Genomic DNA, 18,083 nt, shown 5'->3' on the forward strand with positions numbered 1-18,083 from the left:
CTCTCAGCAGTCCCTGAGCTTCTTCAGCCGCTCCACGTCCGCCGCATGCCCCTCCCTGCCGCCCGGCGTCTCGATGACCAGCGGGACGCCCGCGGTCGCCGGGTGGGTCATCAGGGCGCGAAAGGGATCCTCGCCGATGTGGCCGGCGCCGATGTTCTCGTGCCGGTCCTTGTGCGCGCCGACCACGTCCTTGGAGTCGTTCGCGTGGATCAGCTTCAGCCGGCCCTCGCCGACGGTGTCGACCAGCAGGTCGAGCGTCTGGTGCATGCCGCTCGGGCCGGTCAGGTCGTGCCCCGCGGCGAAGATGTGGCAGGTGTCCAGGCAGACCCCCAGCTTCGGATGGGCGTCCAGCGCCTCGAAGTACGGGCCGAAGTCCCAGGTGCGGGAGCACAGCGAGGCGCCCTGTCCGGCGGTCGACTCCAGCAGCAGGAACGGATCGTCGTCGTGGGTCAGCTCGTCCAGCAGCGGCAGCATGTGCTCGCGCACCTGCTTCAGCGCCACGTCGCGGGCCCGCCCGCCGGTCGCGCTCCCGGTGTGCACGACCACACCGAGCGCGCCGATCTCCCGCCCGCGCCGCAGCGAGTGCCTGAGCGACTCCACCGACCGCTCCACGGTCGCCTCGGTGTGCGAGCCGAAGTTGATCAGGTACGGCGCGTGCACATACGCCGGCACCGACCGCTCGGCACACTCCTGGCGGAATGCCTCGTCCTGCCGCGGGTTCCCGGCGGGCGTGGCCCAGCCGCGCGGATTGGCCACGAAGACCTGCACGGTCTCCGCCCGCAGCTCACGGGCGTACGACAGCCCCACGGAGTGCAGGCCGCCGGCCACGGGGACATGACCGCCGACGGGATTGCGCGCAGGGGGCGAGGGGAGGGACGCGGGCTGAACGGGACTCACCCGTTCAGGGTGTCATGCCCGCCCCGGCCGCCGGACCACGGTCCCCGGTGACCCCCGTCACCGGATGGTGATCGTGATGGTCGACCCCTTGGGAGCCGTGTCGCCGCCCCCCACCGACTGCTTCTTCACGGTGTCGCCGAACAGGCCGAGCAGCCCGCGGTCCTCGTCCACCTTGAAGCCGGCGCCCTCCAGCGCTTTATGGGCGTCGTCCACGCTGTCGCCGGTCACGTCCGGCACCTCGACCATCTGCGGGCCCTTGGACAGCGTCAGCGTCACCGTGTCGCCCTCGGCGGCCTGACTGCCCTCACCCGGGCTCTGCCGGGCCACCTTGCCCTTGTCGACGTCGGAGTTGACCTGCTGCGGGGCGATCACCACTTTCAGCCCGGCGCCCGTCAGCTCCTGCTTGGCCTCGTCCACGTCGTCACCGGTGACGTCCGGCACATCAACGGGACTGCCCTTGCTGACGGTCAGCGCGATCGCCGAGCCGGCGTGCCGCTTGGTGCCCGCCTTCGGATTCGTGGCGATCACGGAGCCGTTGGCGACGTCCTCGCTGAACTCCCGGGTGACCATGCCCGGCTCCAGCCCGTCCGCCTTCAGCCGCGCCCGCGCCTCGGCCAGCGGGCGGCCCGCGACATCCGGCACGTTCACCGTCTCGGGGCCCAGCGAGATGGTCAGCGTCACCGCGTCGTGGTCGCGGATCCGGGCGCCGGGCGCCGGGTCGGTGCCTATGACCGTGCCCCGCGGGACGGTGTCGTCGTACGCGCGCTTGACCTGCCCGACCTCGAGCCCGGCCGCCTCCAGCCGGTCCCGGGCCTGCGCCTCGGTCTTCGACAGCAGCGGCGGGACCTTCGTGAACTGGCCGGAGTTGATGTACCAGACCCCGGCGCCCACGCCGAACACCACCAGCACGGCGGCGACGATCGTCAGCACCAGACGCCTCGGCCGCCGGGGCGGTGCCGGGGGCGCCTGCAGCCGGCTGGTGTGCCGGACCGCGGGCTCGTCCTCGTTCACCGGCAGCGGGCGCGAGGGGGGTCCCCCCGCGCGAGCGAAGCCGAGCACGGGGGAGGTCAGCGAGCGCGGGATCACGCTCGTCCGGTCCTCGGCGTTGTCGTGCTCCGCGGTGAGCGCCTGCGGCGGCACCGCGTCCAGCTGCCCGGCGCTCAGCCCGAGGCGTGCCTCGCGCAGCTGGGCGAGCAGCGCCACGGCGTCGTACGGCCGGATGTCCGGGTTGCGCGCGGTCCCCGACGCGACCAGCTCGTCCAGCTCGTACGGCAGGCCCGGCACCAGCGCAGAGGGCGGTGGCACGTCGTCGTGTATGTGCTTGTAGAGCACCTGCGCGGGCGAGTCCCCGGCGTGCGGCTTCTCACCGGTCAGCATCTCGTAGAGCACGACACCGCAGGCGTAGACGTCGACCCGGGGGTCGGCGGTGCCCTGCTCGATCTGCTCGGGTGCGAGATACGACACGGTCCCGAGGACGGCGCCGGTCGTGCTGGTCACCGTGTCCACCGACCGCACCAGCCCGAAGTCGGCGACCTTGACCCGGCCGTCGTCCCCTATCAGCACGTTCTCGGGCTTCATGTCCCGGTGCACGAACCCGGCCCGGTGCGCGGCACCCAGCGCGGCCAGCACCGGCTCCAGGATGTCCAGCGCGGCCCGCGGCTGCAGCGCACCCCGCTCGCGCAGCACGTCCCGCAGGGTGCACCCGGCGACGTACTCCATCGCCAGGTACACGTACGACCCGTCGGTCCCCTGGTCGAAGACCTGCACCACGTTCGGGTGCGCCAGCCGCGCGACGGACTTCGCCTCCCGGATGAACCGCTCCACGAACGATCCGTCCGACGCGAGCGTCGGGTGCATCACCTTCAGCGCGAGAACACGGTCCAGACGGGTGTCCAGGGCCCGGTACACCGTGGCCATCCCGCCGGCCGCGATCCGTGCGTCGACGCGATAACGGCCGTCGAGCACCTGCCCGACGAGGGGGTCCTGAAGGGTCGTATCCACGCAGGGGAGTCTACGAGGGCCGACCGACAGTGCCGCACGCTGTGCTGTTCCGGGGACGGAATGCAGCACAGCTGTGACTCCCCCGCGATCAGAAGGCCGGACGTTCGGGATCCAGGTGGGCGCGCCCCTCCGTCGGGGAGGAGGCCTCCGCGAAGTGCCTGCGCGGAATCCGCCCGGCCAGCCGGGCCAGCCGGCCGCCCTCCACAGCATGCCGCATCGCGGCGGCCATCAGCTCCGGCTCCTGCGCCCGCGTCACCGCCGAGGCCAGCATCACCCCGGCACAGCCCAGCTCCATGGCCAGCGCCGCATCCGATGCCGTCCCGGCCCCCGCGTCCAGGATCACCGGCACCCGCGCGTGCTCGACGATCAGCTGGAAGTTGTGGGGGTTGCGGATCCCGAGCCCGGACCCGATCGGCGACCCCAGCGGCATCACCGCGGCACACCCGACGTCCTCCAGCTTCCGCGCCAGCACGGGATCGTCATTGGTGTACGGCAGCACCGTGAACCCGTCGTCGACCAGCGTCTCCGCCGCCTCCAGCAGCTCCACCGGATCCGGCAGCAGCGTCCGCTCGTCGGCGATGACCTCCAGCTTGACCAGGTCCGTGCCCAGTGCCTCCCGTGCCAGGCGCGCGGTCAGCACGGCCTCGCCCGCGGTGAAACAGCCCGCGGTGTTCGGCAGCACCCGGATGCCGAGCTTCTGGAGCACCGACAGCACCGAGCCGTGGACGGACGGGTCCACCCGCCGCATCGCGACCGTCGTCAGCTCCGTACCGGAGGCGACCAGCGCCCGCTCCAGCACGTCCAGGCTGGGCGCACCGCCCGTGCCCATGATCAGCCGCGACGAGAACGTCGTGCCCCCGAGGACCAAGAGATCGTCGGCCATGGCTCAGCCTCCCTGGACCGCGGTGAGGACTTCGACCCGGTCGCCCTCGGCCAGCGCCGTGGCCGCCCACTGCGCGCGCGGGACGACGGTCTCGTTGACGGCGGCGGCCACCCCGGAAGGCGCCGCGACCAGCGACCGTACGACGGTGTCGAGAGCGGTACCCGGGACGATCTCCCGGCGCTTCCCGTTGACGGAGATGGAAAGGGTGACGGAGATGCTCATGCGGGCTGCTCCATGAGGACGGCGGCGGCACCGAAGCGCCGCGGTGTGAACGGACGGGCCGCTTCCGGCGGTTGGCCGCCGGTCAGCAGCTGGGCCAGCACATCGCCGGTGACCGGCGTGAGCAGCACCCCGTTGCGGTAGTGCCCGGTGGCCAGCAGCAGCCCGTCGAGCCCGGACGGGCCGAGCAGCGGCGCGTTGTCGGGGGAGCCGGGGCGCAGCCCGGCCCGGGTCTCGGTGAGCGGCAGTTCGGTGATGCCCGGCACCAGCTCATGGGCGTCGCGCAGCAGCTCGTACACCCCGCCCGCGGTGACGGTCGTGTCCCAGCCCAGCTCCTCGCTGGTGGCGCCGACGACCAGTTCGCCGTTCTCACGGGGCACGAGGTAGACATGGCCGCCGCGCACCACGGCCCGTACGGTGCGGCTCAGGAAGGGCGCGTACCGGGGCGGCACGGTCAGCCGGAGCACCTGGCCCTTCACCGGCCGCACCGGCGGCAGCAGCGCCTCAGGCACGCCGGCGAGCCGCCCGCTCAGGCTGCCGGCCGCGAGGACGACCTGGCCGGCGCGCAGTTCGGCACCGTCCGCCGTGGTGACCCCGGCGGCCCGGTCCCGTACGACGTCCAGCCGTTCGGCCCACGCCCGGTGGAACACCACTCCCGCCCGCTCGCACGCGGTCACCAGGGCTGCCGCAAGGCGCCGCGGGTCGATCTGGTGGTCGCCGTCCACCCGCAGCCCGCCGCGCACCCCGGGTGCCAGCATCGGCTCCAGACGCCGGCACTCCCGCCCGGACAGCCACTCCGAGTCCAGACCCGAGCGCTGCTGAAGGGCGTGCAGTTCGCGCAAGTGGGCGCGGTCGTCGGCGTCGAGCGCGACCGCGAGGGTGCCGCACCGGCGGTAGCCGAGGTCGTGGCCGGTCAGCTCGGTCAGCTCGGCCGCGAAGTCCGGGTAGCGGCGCGCCGATTCCAGGTTCAGGGCGAGCAACCTCTCCTCGCCGTAGTGCAGTTCGGTGACCGCGGCCAGCATCCCCGCCGCGACCTGCGCGGCCCCGCCGCCGGGCTCGGGGTCCACCACGGCCGTGGCGAGCCCGCGCTGCGCCGCGCGCCAGGCCGTGACCAGGCCGATGATGCCGCCCCCGATGACGAGGACGTCGGACGTATCGGACGTACGTGACGACATGGGCGTCCAGCCCCTCCCTTCGCCGGCATGACCCGGATCAGGTTCGTACGGTCGGAGGCCGCCAGCCTCCCTCTCAGCCCGGTGCGTCCGGGCTCCCGCGAGTGCTTGTACGGTGGCCACCCTAGCCCGCCCCGCTCGTCACCCGTAAGGGAGCCCCTGCCCGTGTCCCGGTCGCTCGACGGACTGATCCTCGCCCCTGTGGCGGACCAAGCCCCAGGTCAGGTGGGCACCCACACCCGGTTCGCCTACCACGAGACGGAGGGCGAGATCTGGGCCGAGTACGCGGGCGGCGACGTGGTACGCGGCCATCTGGTCGGCACCCGGGAGGGCGACCGGCTGGACTTCCGCTATGTCCAGCTGAGGACCGACGGGTCGACCGCCTCCGGGCACTGTGTGTCCACGGTCGTCGAGCTGCCGGACGGGCGCGTGCGGCTGGAGGAGACCTGGGAGTGGGAGTCCCGGGCGGGCTCCGGCACGAGTGTTGTGGAACAGGTCACCGAGCCCGCCCGCTGACTGACGCTCCGTCACTGTCTATGGTGATCGGGTGAGCGAGCAGACAGCACAAGAGGGCACGTCACAGGGGCGGCGCGTGGTCGTCGTCGGCGCCGGCATGGCCGGGGTGCAGACCGCGGTCGCCCTGCGCGAACAGGGCTTCCAGGGCACCGTCACCCTCATCGGTGCCGAACCCCACCAACCGTACGACCGGCCGCCGCTGTCCAAGGCCGTACTGCTCGGCAAGGCGGAGGACTCCGCCTTCGACGTGGACTTCGAGTCGCTCGGGGTCGAGCTGCGGCTCGGCTGCGAGGTGCTGGGCGTGCGCCCCGCCGCGCACGAGCTGGACACCGAGCAGGGCCCGGTGCGGTACGACGTCCTGGTCCTCGCCACCGGCGCCGAACCGGTCACCCTGCCCGGCACCGAGGGGGTGCCCGGCGTGCATCTGCTGCGCACCCTGGACGACGCCGAACGGTTGCGGCCCGTGCTCGCCCGGCAGCACGAGATCGTGGTCGTCGGCGCGGGCTGGATCGGCGCCGAGTTCGCCACGGCCGCCCGCGAGGCCGGCTGCGCGGTGACCGTCGTGGAGGCCGCCGGCCGTCCGCTCGCCGGCGCCCTGCCCGCCGAGGTCGCCGCCCCGATGGCCGCCTGGTACGCCGACGCGGGCGCCGACCTCCGCACGCACGCGCGCGTGGAGCGCGTCGAGCCCGGCGCGGTCGTCCTCGCCGACGGCACCCGGCTGCCCGCGGGCGCCGTCGTCGTCGGCATCGGGGCCCGCCCCGCCACCGCCTGGCTGGCCGGCTCGGGTATCGAGCTGGGGCCGCACGGGGACGTCCTCGCCGACGACCGTCTGCGCACCTCCGTCGAGGACGTGTACGCCGTCGGCGACTGCGCCTCCTTCCCCTCCGCCCGCTACGGCGAACGACTGCTCGTCCACCACTGGGACAACGCCCTGCAGGGCCCCCGCACGGTCGCCGCGAACATCCTCGGCGAGACCCCGGCGGTCTACGACCCGGTCCCGTACTTCTGGTCCGAGCAGTTCGGCCGCTTCGTGCAGTACGCCGGCCACCATGCCGCCGCCGACCGGCTGGTGCGGCGGGGCGACCCGACGGGCCTGGCCTGGTCGGTGTGCTGGCTGCGCGGCGACCGCCTTGTCGCTCTGCTGGCCGTCGGTCGCCCGCGCGACCTGGCGCAGGGGCGGAGGCTGATCGAGGCGGGCCGCAGCATGGACGCGGAGGCTCTGGCGGACCCGGCCCGCCCGTTGAAAGACGCGACTGCAGCGCCCTGAAGGGGCGCGGGGCCGTAGCGATAGGCGGCTCCGCCGCGTGGGCGCGAGCAACCACGGCGGTGCCGCCCCCGAAGGACGATCCGTCGCGGCACCCGGCGGAGCGCATCGCGACCGAACCAGCGGAGCGCCTACGCTAGGTGCCGTGACCGAGATTGACGCAAAGATCGATGCTCTCGTCCCTGCCTGGCTCACCCTCCCCGACATCGCCGAACAGTTCGGCGTCGAGGTGACGCGCGTGCGGCAGCTGGTCAAGGAGGGCCAGCTCATCGCCGTACGCCGAGGTGAGAACCGGGCGCTGCACGTCCCCGCCGCCTTCATCGACGGGGACAAGGTCGTCAAGGGCCTGTCCGGCACCCTGACGCTCCTGCGGGACGACGGCTTCACGGACGAAGAGATGATCGAGTGGCTCTTCACCCCTGACCCGACCCTGCCCGGCACCCCCGCGCAGGCCCTGAGCGAGAATCGCGGCACGGAGGTGAAGCGCCGGGCCCAGGCGCTCGCCGTCTGAGCCGACCCGCAGCACGCGCGGGGCGTGCGGGCCGTCGTGGCCCGTACGCCCCCGCGCCGGCCGCCCGCACACCCTTCAGGGGGGACCACGTATGTCCGACACCGCACGCGCCGCGCTCTCCGAGGCCCGTCTGTACCTCTGCACGGACGCGCGCACGCGCCAGGGCGACCTGCCCGAGTTCCTGGACGCGGTCCTGGCCGGCGGTGTCGATATCGTCCAGCTGCGCGACAAGGGCCTGGAGGCCGCCGAGGAACTGCGGCACCTGGAGGTCTTCGCGGACGCCTGCGCCCGGCACGGCAAGCTCCTCGCGGTGAACGACCGCGCGGACGTCGCCCACGCCGCCAGCGCCAATGTGCTGCACCTCGGCCAGGGCGACCTGCCGGTCCCCGCGGCCCGCGCCATCCTCGGCGAGGAGGTGCTGATCGGCCGCTCCACGCACGCCGAGTCCGAGGCCGCCGCGGCCGCCGTGCAGGACGGTGTGGACTACTTCTGCACCGGCCCCTGCTGGCCCACCCCCACCAAGCCCGGCCGCCACGCCCCGGGCCTCGACCTGGTCCGGTACGCCGCCGGCCTGGGCACCGAACGCCCCTGGTTCGCGATCGGCGGCATCGACCTGTCCCGCCTCGACCAGGTGCTGGACGCGGGCGCCCGCAGGGTGGTCGTGGTCCGCGCGATCACCGAGGCCGACGACCCGGGAGCGGCCGCCGCGGAGTTCGCGAAGCGGCTGCGGCAGGCCTAGCGGCGCGCCTGCTGCCCCTGTGCTGTCCACATTTTTGTCCAAGGCGTGGACAGGAAAGGGGCAATTCGGGCAAATTTCCGGCATTCGGTTGGGGGACCGCCCACCCCTGGCTAACCTGCCCGTATGGCCCTCGGAACCGCATCCACCAGGACTGATCGCGCACGCACCGTGCGTGAGATCCTCGCCACCGGCAAGACGACGTACTCGTTCGAGTTCTCGGCACCGAAGACCCCCAAGGGCGAGCGGAACCTGTGGAGCGCGCTCCGGCGGGTCGAGGCGGTCGCGCCCGACTTCGTCTCCGTGACCTACGGCGCCGGCGGTTCCACCCGCGCCGGCACGGTCAAGGAGACCGAGCAGATCGTCGCCGACACCACGCTCACCCCGGTCGCCCACCTCACCGCGGTCGACCACTCCATCGCCGAGCTGCGCAACATCATCGGCCAGTACGCGGACGCCGGGATCCGCAACATGCTCGCCGTGCGCGGCGACCCGCCCGGCGACCCCATGGGCGAGTGGGTCCCGCACCCGCGGGGCCTGACCTACGCCGCCGAACTCGTCCGGCTCATCAAGGAGTCGGGCGACTTCTGCGTGGGCGTCGCCGCGTTCCCGGAGATGCACCCCCGCTCCACGGACTGGGACACCGACGTCGCCCACTTCGTGGACAAGTGCCGTGCGGGCGCCGACTACGCCGTCACACAGATGTTCTTCCAGCCGGAGTCGTATCTGAGACTGCGCGACCGTGTGGCGGCCGCGGGCTGTGACACCCCGGTGATCCCGGAGGTCCTGCCGGTCACCAGCGTGAAGATGCTGGAACGGTTGCCCAGACTCAGCAACGCCGTCTTCCCGGACGCCCTGAAAGAGCGGATCCTCGCAGCGAAGGACGATCCGGCGGCGGTACGCTCCATCGGTATCGGCTTCGCCACGGAGTTCTGCGCTCGGCTGCTCGCCGAGGGAGTGCCCGGACTGCACTTCATCACGCTCAACAACTCCACGGCGACGCTGGAAATCTACGAGAACCTGGGCCTGCACCACCCCCCGCAGGCCTAGACCGGCCGCACCGCGATACGACACACTGCGTAGCGGTCACTGGGAGAGGGGCGTACATGGGCTGGACGGTCCTCTACATCGCGTTCGGCATCGTCGCACTGTGGTTGCTGGGCGAGGTGCTGCTGCAGTACAAGGCACGCCTGCGCTGGCGGCTGCTCGCGTTCACCGGCTTCCTCGGGGTCGTGGTCGGCGTGCTGATGCCGTCCGTGATCGTGATCGGTGTCGGCGCGATCGCCTTCGCGGTCGGCCAGACCTATGTCACGCTCTCGTTCCGCCGTGGCTTCGCCGCGGGCTGGGCGGTCAAGCGCCCGGACGCCGAGACCGGCGGCGCCAGCAAGCGCCGCCGCGGCAAGGCGGACCGGCACGACCCGCAGTCGCACGCCCCCGACCCGGAGCCCGGCGGCCCGGACGACGACCGGGACCCCGGCCAGGCCCACGACCAGCAGGGTCACGGCGACGACGACTACGACCGCGACGACGTCTTCACCCCGGCCCCCCGTCCTGGCGACCCCACCGCCGCCGAGACCACCGCCGTCTACGAGCCGCAGCCCCTGCCCGAGGACACCAGCTCCTACGGCGTCTACGGCGACACCGCCTACGCGGGCGCCACCCAGGCGCAGGCCCAGGGCACCGAGCAGCAGGGCTACGCCTACGACTACTCGGGCTACGGCCAGCAGGGCTACGGCTACGACACCAGTGGCCAGCAGGCCTACGCCAACTACTCCGACCCGTACATCGGCAGCCAGCCCTACGGCGGCGCCTCGTACGACACCGGCTCCTCCGGGCAGTACGCCCAGCAGGGCTACGCCCAGGACCCGTACGCCGGCGGCGGCTACGGCGAGACCCCGTCGGGCGGGGTGTGGGTACCGCAGCAGCGCACCGACGAGACCTACGGCGGCGAACTCCCGCAGGAGCAGCCCTACCCGTACCAGGGCCACGACCACGCACAGCAACCGCAGCCCGGCGCCGGCTACGACGAGCAGTACCGTTTCTGAGGCCTGAGCCCGCTCACCCCGAGCATGCTCACTGGGAGCCGCGGAACCCCGGCCCCTCCACGATCAGACCCGCCACCAGCGCGCCGGACATGCCCGCGTGCGGCAGTCCACCGCCGGGGTGCGACCAGCCGCCGGCGGTGAAGAGGCCGGCCAGCCTCGTGCTGTTGCCCGGGTGCAGCAGGCGTCCGGCACCGGCTGCGAGCGCCGGGGCCGGTACCGCGCCGCCCGCCGCGCCCGTGGCCTCCTCGACGGCGGCAGGGGTACACACCTCCTTCCACAGGATGCGGTCCCGCAGTCCGGGCACGGCCCGCTCGGCCACCTCGATCATGGCCTCGGCGTGGCGCTCGAAGCCCGCCCGCCCGGTCCGGCTCCCGTCCTGTGGCAGGGCAGGGACCACCGAGGACAGCACGACCGACTCATGGGCGGCGTCCGGCACCAGCGCCGGGTCGTCGGGCCGCAGCACGGTGACGGTCGGGCGCGCCGCCATCCCCTTCGAGCTGCCGAACAGCAGCTCCCGCTCGCTCTCCCGGTCCTGCGCGTGCACCACGGTCCGGTGGGCCGCACCGTGCGGCCGCTCGCCGCGCAGCGCCAGCAGCACCGTGAGCCGGCTCGGCGTCCCGCGCTGTGGCGCGACCTCGCCGTCACCGCGGAGGGCCGTGCCGGTGACGAACCCGGCAAGGGCGTCCGGGGCGACACCGGCCACCACGAAGTCCGCCTCGGCCACCGTGCCGTCCCTCGACTCCACGCCCGCCGCACGGCCTTCCTTCTCCAGGATCCGTACGACCTCCGCGCCGAAGACGAACTCGACCCGCCGCTTCACGCACCGCTCGTACACCGCGCGCGCCAACTCCCTGATGCCGCCGCGCACATACCAGGTGCCGAAGGCGTGCTCCATGTAGGGCAGCACGGCCGCGCTCGCCGGAGCGGTCCGCGGATCGAGGCCGTGGGCGAGTGCGGAACTCTCCAGCAGAGCCGCCAGGCGCTCGTCGCACAGCTCGAGGGAGCCGATCTCGGACAGCGTGCGCGCGTACCGTGTGCGCAGCAGGCGCCGGTGCGGGACGGACGGATACGGCTCCTTCTCGGCCAGCACCTGCCAGCTCGGCCACAGCGGCTCCTCCAGCAACGGTCTGCGCGTGCGGTCCCAGGCCTCCCGGGCCCGCACCAGGAAGCCGCCCCAGCGCTCGCCCGCGCCCGCACCCAGCGCCTCGTCCAGGGCCGCGACCACACCGGCGCGCGAGGCGTTCGGCAGTGACACCTCGGTACCGTCCGCGAAGACATGCCGCGCGGAGGGATCGACCTGGACCAGCTCGACGCAGTCCTCCAGCGGCTCCTTGCCGGTCTTGACGAACAGATCGCGGTACACGGCCGGCAGCGTCAGCAGTCCCGGGCCGGTGTCGAAGGCGAACCCGTCCCGCTCGAACCGGCGCACCGCGCCGCCGTATGTCTCCGTACGCTCGTACACCGCCACCCGGTGGCCCGCGACGGCCAGCCGGGCAGCGGCCGCCATCGCGCCCATCCCGGCGCCGATCACCGCAATCCGTGCCATGCCTGCGACTTTATCGACCGCCACTGACAATCCGGTCCGCGGGCGTGGGGTCATGTGCGGGCGGCTGAGTATCCGTACTCAGGTCGCGAGATGAGTATGTGCGCGGATGGCCCGCGGCCTGTGTGCACGGGAGAGTGGAGGCACGGCAAAGGGGCGCGGCCCGGCACCGCCGGCACGGGGCGGCGGAACGGTGCGCGCCACCTGGCCGCTCCTTCCGCCGATCCGTCGGCGGAAGCGAGTCGGGGGACCCGGGGGCGACCACCCACGGGGGACCATCGGGGGAAGACCGTACGGGGGAGTACGGGGGAGTACGGGGAGGGTGAAGGCGCCGGTCCGGCAGCGGACCGGCGCCTTCCTCGTGCGCTCAGCCCTTGCCGCTCACGCGTCCCTGGAGCAGCCGCGACAGGGCCGCGTGGACGTCGTCGAGCGAGCGCTCCGGCTGGAACGACTTCCAGTCCAGCGCGGCCACCAGGACCATGCCGACCAGCGCGGCCGCCGTCAGCTGGACGTCGATCTCGTCGCTGAACTCGCCGGCCGCCACGCCCTCGCGCAGCACGCCCTCGACGACCGCGACGGCCTCCTGCCGGACCACCATCAGCGTGGACTGCCAGGCCCGGTTGGTGCGCCACAGTTCGGCCACGTACAGCTGGGTGAAGGCCGGGTAGCGGTCGATGAAGACCAGGCCCGCGCGGACCATCGCGTCCAGCGCGTCGACCCTGCTGCCGCCCTCGGCCGCGGTCTGCTCGGCCGCCTCCTTCAGGGAGGCGGTGAGCAGGCCCACACCGTGCCGCAGCAGCTCCTCGAAGAGGACCGACTTGCTCGCGAAGTTGTAGTAGACCGTGCCTTTCGCGACCCCGGCCCGCTCCGCGATCTCGTCCACCGTGGTGGCGGAGAAGCCCTGCTCGGCGATGAGCGTGACGGCCGCCTCGTAGAGCTTCTGCCGGGTGGCCTCGCGGCGGGTGCTGCCGCCTGACCTGGCGCTGCTGCTTTCCATGGCCCTGATTCTCACAGGTACGCGCGCGTGCGGTGGCCGCTTGCCGATCACAGGCTCAGCTCGGGGTGCAGCCGGTCCAGCGTCCACACCTGGCGCCGGCGGGCCGCGAGGGCGGTCAGCGCGAGCGCGCCCACGGTGAACGCGGCGAGCACACCGCACGCCTGCCACACCGGGCCGAGCCCGCCGCCCGTGATCAGCCGGCGCAGCGCCTCCACGATGTAGCTCATCGGCAGGAACGGGTGGATCGCGTTGAAGAAGCCCGGGCTGGTCTGCACCGGGTACGTGCCGCCCGCAGAGGTCAGCTGGAGCATCAGCAGCGCGAGCACCAGGATCCGGCCGGCCGCGCCGAAGCGGGCGTTCAGCCACTGCACGATCGCCGCGAAGCAGGCCGTGACCAGGCACAGGAAGCCGATCGTGCCGGCAGCGCGCAGCATCTGCAGCCCGATCGCCCAGTGCAGTACGGCCATCAGGGCGCCCACCTGCAGCACGCCCACCGCGGCCACCGGCAGCCAGCCCGCGAGCGCGATCCGCCAGGCCGGCGAACCGGCCGCCAGGGCACGGCGGTTGAGCGGCGGGATCAGCATGTAGGCGACCATCGCGCCCACCCACAGGGACAGCGGGATGAAGTACGGGGCGAAGCCGGTGCCGTAGTTCGGCGCCTTGTGCAGGTCGTGGGAGGCCAGCTGGACCGGGTCGGCCATCACGCCGGTGCGCTGGTCGCGGTCCTTCTTGTCGTAGTCCGGGATCTTCCCGGCGCCGTCGTGCAGCCCGCCGGCGAGCCTGTCCGAGCCGTCGGACAGCTTGTACAGGCCACCGTTCAGGGTCTGGGCGCCCGAGGCGGCCGTGCCGATGCCCTGGTCCAGCGTGGTCGCGCCGGTCTGAGCGGTGCCGAGGCCGGTGTGCAGCTTCTTGGCGCCGGCGGCGACCTTCTGTGCGCCGTCGTTCAGCTTGTTGATCTTCTTGACGGCGTCGTCGACGTCCTCGTACAGGTGCGGTGCGCGCTCTTCGAGTGCCGTGGCCTGTTTCTGCAGGGTGCCGAGGTTGTCCCGCATCGTCTTGAGGTCGCCGTCCTGGTCGGCGATGAGCGTGTTGAGGTCGTCGGCGACGGTGGCCACCTCGGCGGTGGCCGTCCTGGCCCGCTTGAGGTCGGCGCAGTTCGGGTCGGGGAGCGTGGCGGTCTCGCAGCGCGCCTTGTAGACCGCGGCCAGGATGTCGGCGTTCGCGTGGGCGAGCTTTGCGGCGTCCGGGGCGCGCTTCACCAGGTCGTCGAGGTTGTCCTGGACGGTCTTGGCCGAGTCGGAGACCAGGCGGGCGGTGTCCCCGATGGTCTTCTCGTTGTCCTTCAGGAACGGGCCGGCCGTGCCGTAGACGCCGTTGACCTTGTCGGCGAGCGCCTTCGTGCCGTCGGCGACCTGCCGGGAACCGTCCTGGAGGTCACCGGCGCCGGTGTTGAGCTTCTTCAGGCCCGTGACCAGCTTGCCGCTGCCGCCCTTGGCGTCCTTCAGTCCGTCGGCGAGGTCCTTGGAGCCCTTCTCCGCCTTCCCGATGCCGGTGTTCAGCTTGTCGGCGCCGTCGGCGGCCGTGACGGTCTTGTCGTGGATGTCGGAGAAGGAGACGAAGATCTTGTCCAGGAAGGTGCGCGAGGTCTTGGTGGAGGCGGCCGAGCGGACCTCGTTGAAGACGGTCTTCGAAATCTGGCCGACGATGTAGTTGTTCGCGTCGTTGGTGCGCACCTGAAGGGCGCCGGTCTCAGGGGAGTCGCCGGAACTGGAGGCGATCCGCCGGCTGAGGTCGGCCGGCAGGGTCAGCGACAGGTAGTACGTGCCGTCCTCGACGCCCCTGCGGGCCTCCTCGTCGCTCACCCGGTGCCATGCGAAGGTCCGGCTGTCGCGCAGCCCGTCGACGATGTCGTCACCGGCGCTGATCTTCTTCCCGCCCGCTGTGGCGCCCTTGTCGTCGTTCACCAGGGCCACCGGTATGCGGTCCAGACGGCCGTACGGGTCCCAGAAGGACCACAGGTACAGGGCGCCGTAGAGCAGGGGCAGCACGAGCAGCGCGACGAGGGCGGCGCGCGGCAGCCTCCCGCGCCCGAAGCGCCTCAGTTCCAGCGCGGCCAGCCTAGGCGAGCGCATCGACGTCCTCCTTCGGGTCGCTGTTCCCGCCGCTCCGGTGGGCGTCCGTCTCACTGCGCTTCTCCGCGTCCGCCTCGGCGTCCGCGGGCGCGGTCGGTACGACGACACAGTCACCGGGGGCGGTGCGGCAGACGACCGCCACCGTCGTCCCCGCGCGCGTGAGGGACCGCAGCAGGTCCCACAGCTCGGCGCGCTCGGGGTCCGAGAGCTTCATGTCGATGTCGTCGACGCCGAGCAGCCCGGGCCGGCCGAGCAGGGCCAGCGCGACGGACAGGCGCAGTTCCTGTGGCCGTTCCAGGTCACGCACGGCCGTCCGGGAGCCCTTGGGCAGCGCGTCGAGGTCGAGTCCGGCGGCGGCCAGGGCGGCGTCGACGCGCAGCCGTGCCTCGTGCGCGCGCTGGGCGCGGGGGCGCAGCAGGTCGCGCAGGGAGTCACCGAAGCGGCTCTGCAGCAGGGCCCGTTCGCGCAGGTGCTCGCCGACGGTCAGGGCCGGCTCCAGGTCCGTCACTCCGGTCACGTTGGCGACCGCGCTGACACGACGTAGTCCGGCCATGTGCCGGGGGAGTTTGAATCCGCCGACGGTGGCCACTCCCTCGGTGGGCTTCATCCGTCCCGTGAGCGCGAGCAGCAGACAGGTACGGCCGGAGCCGGACGGTCCCTCGATCGCGATGAGTGAGCCGGGGCCCGCGTCGAGGGTGATGCCTCGGAAGGCCCACCCCCGCGGCCCCTTGAGCCCGAGGCCCTCGGCCCTGACGTGCACGCCGTCCACAAGCCCCCCTGTCGATTCCATGTTTTTGAACTGACTGGTCAGTGCAAAAATACGCCCGAATCTGCGATCGAGGCAAAGGCCCAGGTCAGAACGGATTGTCAGTGCCATACCTCACGATGGGCACATACGGCATTCGTGCCGTCACCCAGACGACAGGAGGTTCGTCATGGCCAATCCGTCCGCAGCCGCCGCCCGCCGGCGCCGCGCCACCGGCCCTGCCCCCTCACTGACCGGCCCGGCGAGCGATGTGCACCCCGTGCTCCGCCGGGCCACGGCCCCGCCCGCCGCCCTCGACCTGCTCGCCCAGGCCCGCGCCGGACTGGAGGAGGCCACCGTCCTGGAAGCGCCGAACGAGCGCTATGCGACGGCCCACCTCGCCGCCCTGCGCACCGCCGCCGCCGTGCTCGCCGCCCGGGGCCGCCCCGAGACCTCCCCGCGCCGCCGCGCCCGGATCCGCAGCGCCTGGGAAGTGCTCCCCGAGATTGTCCCCGAACTGACCGAGTGGAGCGCGCTGTTCGCCTCCGGCGCCGCCCGCCGTGCCCGTGCCGAGGCCGGCATCCGGGGAGCGGCGAGCCGACGGGACGCCGACGACCTGATACGGGACGTCGGGGTGTTCCTGCGCATCGTCGAGCGGATGCTCGTCCTCCAGCCGGTCCTGCCACAGCCCCGCCGGGACTCCGGTGAACCCGACCGTCCGAGAACGCGCGGCGACCTGCCGGACGCGGGCTGACCACCGGCCGGGAGCACGAGTGACCGCGCGCGCCGTGCGAGACCCGCCCGGGCGTACCCGGCCGGGGTGACCAGGCAGGGCACCGGAGGCAATAGGGTGGAGTCACCCGAAGCCGTCCAGCCCTGCCGAGGAGTCAACTGCCGTGTCGGACCCGAGCCGCCCCCGCTCCTCTCTCCGTACCGCCGTGGTCTGGGAGGTCCTCCAGGACGCCCTCGACCGCCGGGTCAAGGCCACGGGACGGGAGTCGCTGGACGTCCTCGACACCGGCGGCGGCAGCGGAAACTTCGCCGTGCCCGTCGCCCGGCTCGGCCACCGCGTCACCGTGGTCGACCCCAGCCCGAACGCACTGTTCGCACTGGAGCGCCGGGCCGCCGAGGCCGGCGTCGCCGACCGGGTCCGGGGCGTCCAGGGCGATGCGCACGGACTCTTCGACGTGGTCGAGCGCGGTGGCTACGACGCCGTGCTGTGCCATGGCGTCCTGGAGTACGTCGACGACCCGGCCGAGGGCGTGCGCAACGCGGTCGCCGCGCTGCGCTCCGAGGGCGTCCTCAGCCTGCTCGCCGCGGGCCTCGGCGGCGCCGTGCTCGCCCGCGCCCTCGCGGGCCACTTCACAGAGGCCCGGCAGGCGCTGACGGACCCCGACGGCCGCTGGGGCGCCGGTGACCCGATGCCCCGCCGGTTCACCGCCGAGCAGCTCACCGCGCTGGTCGAGGGCGCGGGCCTGAAGGTCGGCGCCGTGCACGGCGTGCGGGTCTTCGCCGACCTCGTCCCCGGCGTCCTCGTGGACACCGAGCCCGGCGCCCTCGACGCGCTCCTGAAGCTGGAGGCCGCCGCGGCCGAGCTGCCGGCGTTCCACTCCGTCGCCACCCAGCTGCATGTGCTCGGCGAGACGCAGGGTGCCGCCGAGGCCTGAGCCGACTGCGGTGACCCGCCGCTGATCAGGGCCTTGGCAGCGGATGGAGTACGCCACAAGACGCCCGATCGTGGGGTTTGCGCCGTATGATCGAGGTACACCACCCGGCATGACGGGTCGGCCGCCGGGGAATGGAAGCCTCAGCGAGCCGGGACGGCCATGACGGTTCCGGTTGGCCAATTGGCGTAGAGGGGCGGGTTTCACGGGGGCGATTCCCTGCCTATCCTGAAGGGACCCCCCGGGTCGCCCCGGCGACTGCACGATGAGGAGGACTCCGTGCCGCTCTCGGAGCACGAGCAGCGCATGCTCGAGCAGATGGAGCGAGCGCTGTACGCCGAAGATCCCAAGTTCGCGTCGGCGCTTGAGGGAAGCGGGCTGCGTTCGTACACCCGGCGGCGGGTCTACCAGGCGGTCGCTGGCTTCCTCGTGGGTATCGCGCTCCTCATGGCCGGAATGGTCGCGCAGCTGATCTGGGTCAGCGTGGTGGGTTTCCTCGTCATGCTGGGCTGTGCCGTACTCGCCGTCACGGGCTGGCGCAAGGCACCGAAGCCGGGGGAGCAGCCCGCGGGCGCCGTCCGCCGCCAGGTGCGGCCGAAGCGCTCCATGATGGACCGGATCGAGGAGCGCTGGCAGCGTCGCCGGGACGAACAGGGCCGGTAGCCGTCCGGCCGGTTTGCGCGGGGCCGTGACAGACACCGCCGACAGAAGACGTTGAGGGCGACCACCATCGGTGGTCGCCCTTCACCTTTGTCCCT

Annotated in this window: 18 protein-coding genes and 1 riboswitch; of the genes, 9 read left to right on the forward strand and 9 right to left on the reverse strand. The window is 72.7% G+C overall.

The window, feature by feature from the left end:
- Window positions 1–3: 3 nt before the first annotated feature.
- The 5 genes from ABZ624_RS16095 to thiO all read right to left on the reverse strand — a co-directional run bounded on the left by ABZ624_RS16095 (window position 4) and on the right by thiO (window position 5,175).
- Complete coding sequence (locus tag ABZ624_RS16095; RefSeq protein ID WP_360088070.1) at window positions 4–897, reverse strand: deoxyribonuclease IV; 894 nt, start codon at window positions 895–897, stop codon at window positions 4–6.
- Between the two features lie 57 nt (window positions 898–954).
- Entirely contained in the window at window positions 955–2,898 is a 1,944-nt protein-coding gene (gene pknB / locus ABZ624_RS16100) for a Stk1 family PASTA domain-containing Ser/Thr kinase (RefSeq protein ID WP_360088073.1), read from the reverse strand.
- A gap of 88 nt (window positions 2,899–2,986) precedes the next feature.
- Window positions 2,987–3,781 carry a thiazole synthase gene (locus tag ABZ624_RS16105; protein WP_360088076.1) on the reverse strand — a complete coding sequence of 265 codons (795 nt, stop codon included), beginning with the start codon at window positions 3,779–3,781 and terminating at the stop codon, window positions 2,987–2,989.
- A 3-nt stretch (window positions 3,782–3,784) separates the two neighbouring features.
- The gene (thiS, locus tag ABZ624_RS16110; protein ID WP_360088079.1) at window positions 3,785–4,003 is read right to left on the reverse strand and encodes a sulfur carrier protein ThiS; all 219 of its coding nucleotides are present in this window, start codon (window positions 4,001–4,003) and stop codon (window positions 3,785–3,787) included.
- Window positions 4,000–5,175 carry a glycine oxidase ThiO gene (thiO, locus tag ABZ624_RS16115; RefSeq protein ID WP_360088082.1) on the reverse strand — a complete coding sequence of 392 codons (1,176 nt, stop codon included), beginning with the start codon at window positions 5,173–5,175 and terminating at the stop codon, window positions 4,000–4,002. The genes thiS and thiO overlap by 4 nt, the downstream gene beginning before the upstream one ends.
- A riboswitch (TPP riboswitch) is annotated at window positions 5,173–5,284 on the reverse strand. It overlaps the preceding gene by 3 nt.
- A 53-nt stretch (window positions 5,285–5,337) precedes the next feature.
- On the opposite strand from thiO, the gene ABZ624_RS16120 reads away from it, so the two are divergent.
- The 6 genes from ABZ624_RS16120 to ABZ624_RS16145 all read left to right on the forward strand — a co-directional run bounded on the left by ABZ624_RS16120 (window position 5,338) and on the right by ABZ624_RS16145 (window position 10,244).
- Window positions 5,338–5,688 (forward strand): hypothetical protein, encoded by a 351-nt coding sequence (locus ABZ624_RS16120; RefSeq protein WP_360088085.1) that lies wholly within the window; start codon window positions 5,338–5,340, stop codon window positions 5,686–5,688.
- Between the two features lie 31 nt (window positions 5,689–5,719).
- Entirely contained in the window at window positions 5,720–6,955 is a 1,236-nt protein-coding gene (locus tag ABZ624_RS16125; protein ID WP_360088088.1) for an FAD-dependent oxidoreductase, read from the forward strand.
- Window positions 6,956–7,097: 142 nt separating this feature from the next.
- On the forward strand, window positions 7,098–7,463 hold the full coding sequence (locus tag ABZ624_RS16130) for an Rv2175c family DNA-binding protein (protein ID WP_133922101.1): 366 nt from the start codon (window positions 7,098–7,100) through the stop codon (window positions 7,461–7,463).
- Between the two features lie 91 nt (window positions 7,464–7,554).
- Window positions 7,555–8,202 (forward strand): thiamine phosphate synthase, encoded by a 648-nt coding sequence (thiE, locus tag ABZ624_RS16135; protein ID WP_360088091.1) that lies wholly within the window; start codon window positions 7,555–7,557, stop codon window positions 8,200–8,202.
- 123 nt (window positions 8,203–8,325) lie between these two features.
- Window positions 8,326–9,249 (forward strand): methylenetetrahydrofolate reductase [NAD(P)H], encoded by a 924-nt coding sequence (gene metF, locus ABZ624_RS16140; protein WP_360088094.1) that lies wholly within the window; start codon window positions 8,326–8,328, stop codon window positions 9,247–9,249.
- 56 nt (window positions 9,250–9,305) lie between these two features.
- A complete protein-coding gene (locus ABZ624_RS16145; RefSeq protein WP_360088097.1) occupies window positions 9,306–10,244 on the forward strand; it encodes a hypothetical protein in 939 nt (312 codons plus the stop codon).
- Window positions 10,245–10,272: 28 nt separating this feature from the next.
- Here the strand turns inward: ABZ624_RS16145 and ABZ624_RS16150 are convergent, their stop codons facing one another.
- The 4 genes from ABZ624_RS16150 to ABZ624_RS16165 form a co-directional block, all read right to left on the reverse strand.
- On the reverse strand, window positions 10,273–11,790 hold the full coding sequence (locus tag ABZ624_RS16150; protein ID WP_360088100.1) for an NAD(P)/FAD-dependent oxidoreductase: 1,518 nt from the start codon (window positions 11,788–11,790) through the stop codon (window positions 10,273–10,275).
- 364 nt (window positions 11,791–12,154) lie between these two features.
- Window positions 12,155–12,784, reverse strand: coding sequence for a TetR/AcrR family transcriptional regulator (locus ABZ624_RS16155; protein ID WP_360088103.1), 630 nt, complete (start codon window positions 12,782–12,784; stop codon window positions 12,155–12,157).
- Between the two features lie 47 nt (window positions 12,785–12,831).
- Window positions 12,832–14,916: a YhgE/Pip domain-containing protein gene (locus ABZ624_RS16160; RefSeq protein ID WP_360088105.1), complete on the reverse strand. Its 2,085-nt coding sequence runs from the start codon at window positions 14,914–14,916 to the stop codon at window positions 12,832–12,834.
- Window positions 14,903–15,706, reverse strand: coding sequence for an ATP-binding cassette domain-containing protein (locus tag ABZ624_RS16165; protein WP_360088108.1), 804 nt, complete (start codon window positions 15,704–15,706; stop codon window positions 14,903–14,905). Before ABZ624_RS16165 ends, ABZ624_RS16160 begins: the two co-directional genes overlap by 14 nt.
- A 145-nt stretch (window positions 15,707–15,851) precedes the next feature.
- Here ABZ624_RS16165 and ABZ624_RS16170 point away from each other — a divergent pair, with 145 nt between their 5' ends.
- From ABZ624_RS16170 to ABZ624_RS16180, 3 genes are all read left to right on the forward strand, one after another.
- On the forward strand, window positions 15,852–16,415 hold the full coding sequence (locus ABZ624_RS16170) for an SAV_6107 family HEPN domain-containing protein (RefSeq protein ID WP_360088111.1): 564 nt from the start codon (window positions 15,852–15,854) through the stop codon (window positions 16,413–16,415).
- 142 nt (window positions 16,416–16,557) lie between these two features.
- Complete coding sequence (locus ABZ624_RS16175) at window positions 16,558–17,328, forward strand: methyltransferase (protein ID WP_360088114.1); 771 nt, start codon at window positions 16,558–16,560, stop codon at window positions 17,326–17,328.
- Window positions 17,329–17,604: 276 nt separating this feature from the next.
- Window positions 17,605–17,988: a DUF3040 domain-containing protein gene (locus ABZ624_RS16180; RefSeq protein ID WP_360088117.1), complete on the forward strand. Its 384-nt coding sequence runs from the start codon at window positions 17,605–17,607 to the stop codon at window positions 17,986–17,988.
- The last annotated feature ends 95 nt before the right edge of the window (window positions 17,989–18,083 follow it).

This window comes from Streptomyces sp. NPDC007205, assembly GCF_040634095.1.
Classification (GTDB): domain Bacteria; phylum Actinomycetota; class Actinomycetes; order Streptomycetales; family Streptomycetaceae; genus Streptomyces.

Coding starts and splice junctions, on each gene's coding strand:
- thiS (WP_360088079.1), bottom strand. CDS start 4,003: ATGAGCATCTCCGTCACCCTTTCCATCTCCGTCAACGGGAAGCGCCGG.
- ABZ624_RS16155 (WP_360088103.1), bottom strand. CDS start 12,784: ATGGAAAGCAGCAGCGCCAGGTCAGGCGGCAGCACCCGCCGCGAGGCC.
- thiE (WP_360088091.1), top strand. CDS start 7,555: ATGTCCGACACCGCACGCGCCGCGCTCTCCGAGGCCCGTCTGTACCTC.
- ABZ624_RS16150 (WP_360088100.1), bottom strand. CDS start 11,790: ATGGCACGGATTGCGGTGATCGGCGCCGGGATGGGCGCGATGGCGGCC.
- ABZ624_RS16170 (WP_360088111.1), top strand. CDS start 15,852: ATGGCCAATCCGTCCGCAGCCGCCGCCCGCCGGCGCCGCGCCACCGGC.
- ABZ624_RS16145 (WP_360088097.1), top strand. CDS start 9,306: ATGGGCTGGACGGTCCTCTACATCGCGTTCGGCATCGTCGCACTGTGG.
- ABZ624_RS16160 (WP_360088105.1), bottom strand. CDS start 14,916: ATGCGCTCGCCTAGGCTGGCCGCGCTGGAACTGAGGCGCTTCGGGCGC.
- metF (WP_360088094.1), top strand. CDS start 8,326: ATGGCCCTCGGAACCGCATCCACCAGGACTGATCGCGCACGCACCGTG.
- thiO (WP_360088082.1), bottom strand. CDS start 5,175: ATGTCGTCACGTACGTCCGATACGTCCGACGTCCTCGTCATCGGGGGC.
- ABZ624_RS16105 (WP_360088076.1), bottom strand. CDS start 3,781: ATGGCCGACGATCTCTTGGTCCTCGGGGGCACGACGTTCTCGTCGCGG.
- ABZ624_RS16165 (WP_360088108.1), bottom strand. CDS start 15,706: ATGGAATCGACAGGGGGGCTTGTGGACGGCGTGCACGTCAGGGCCGAG.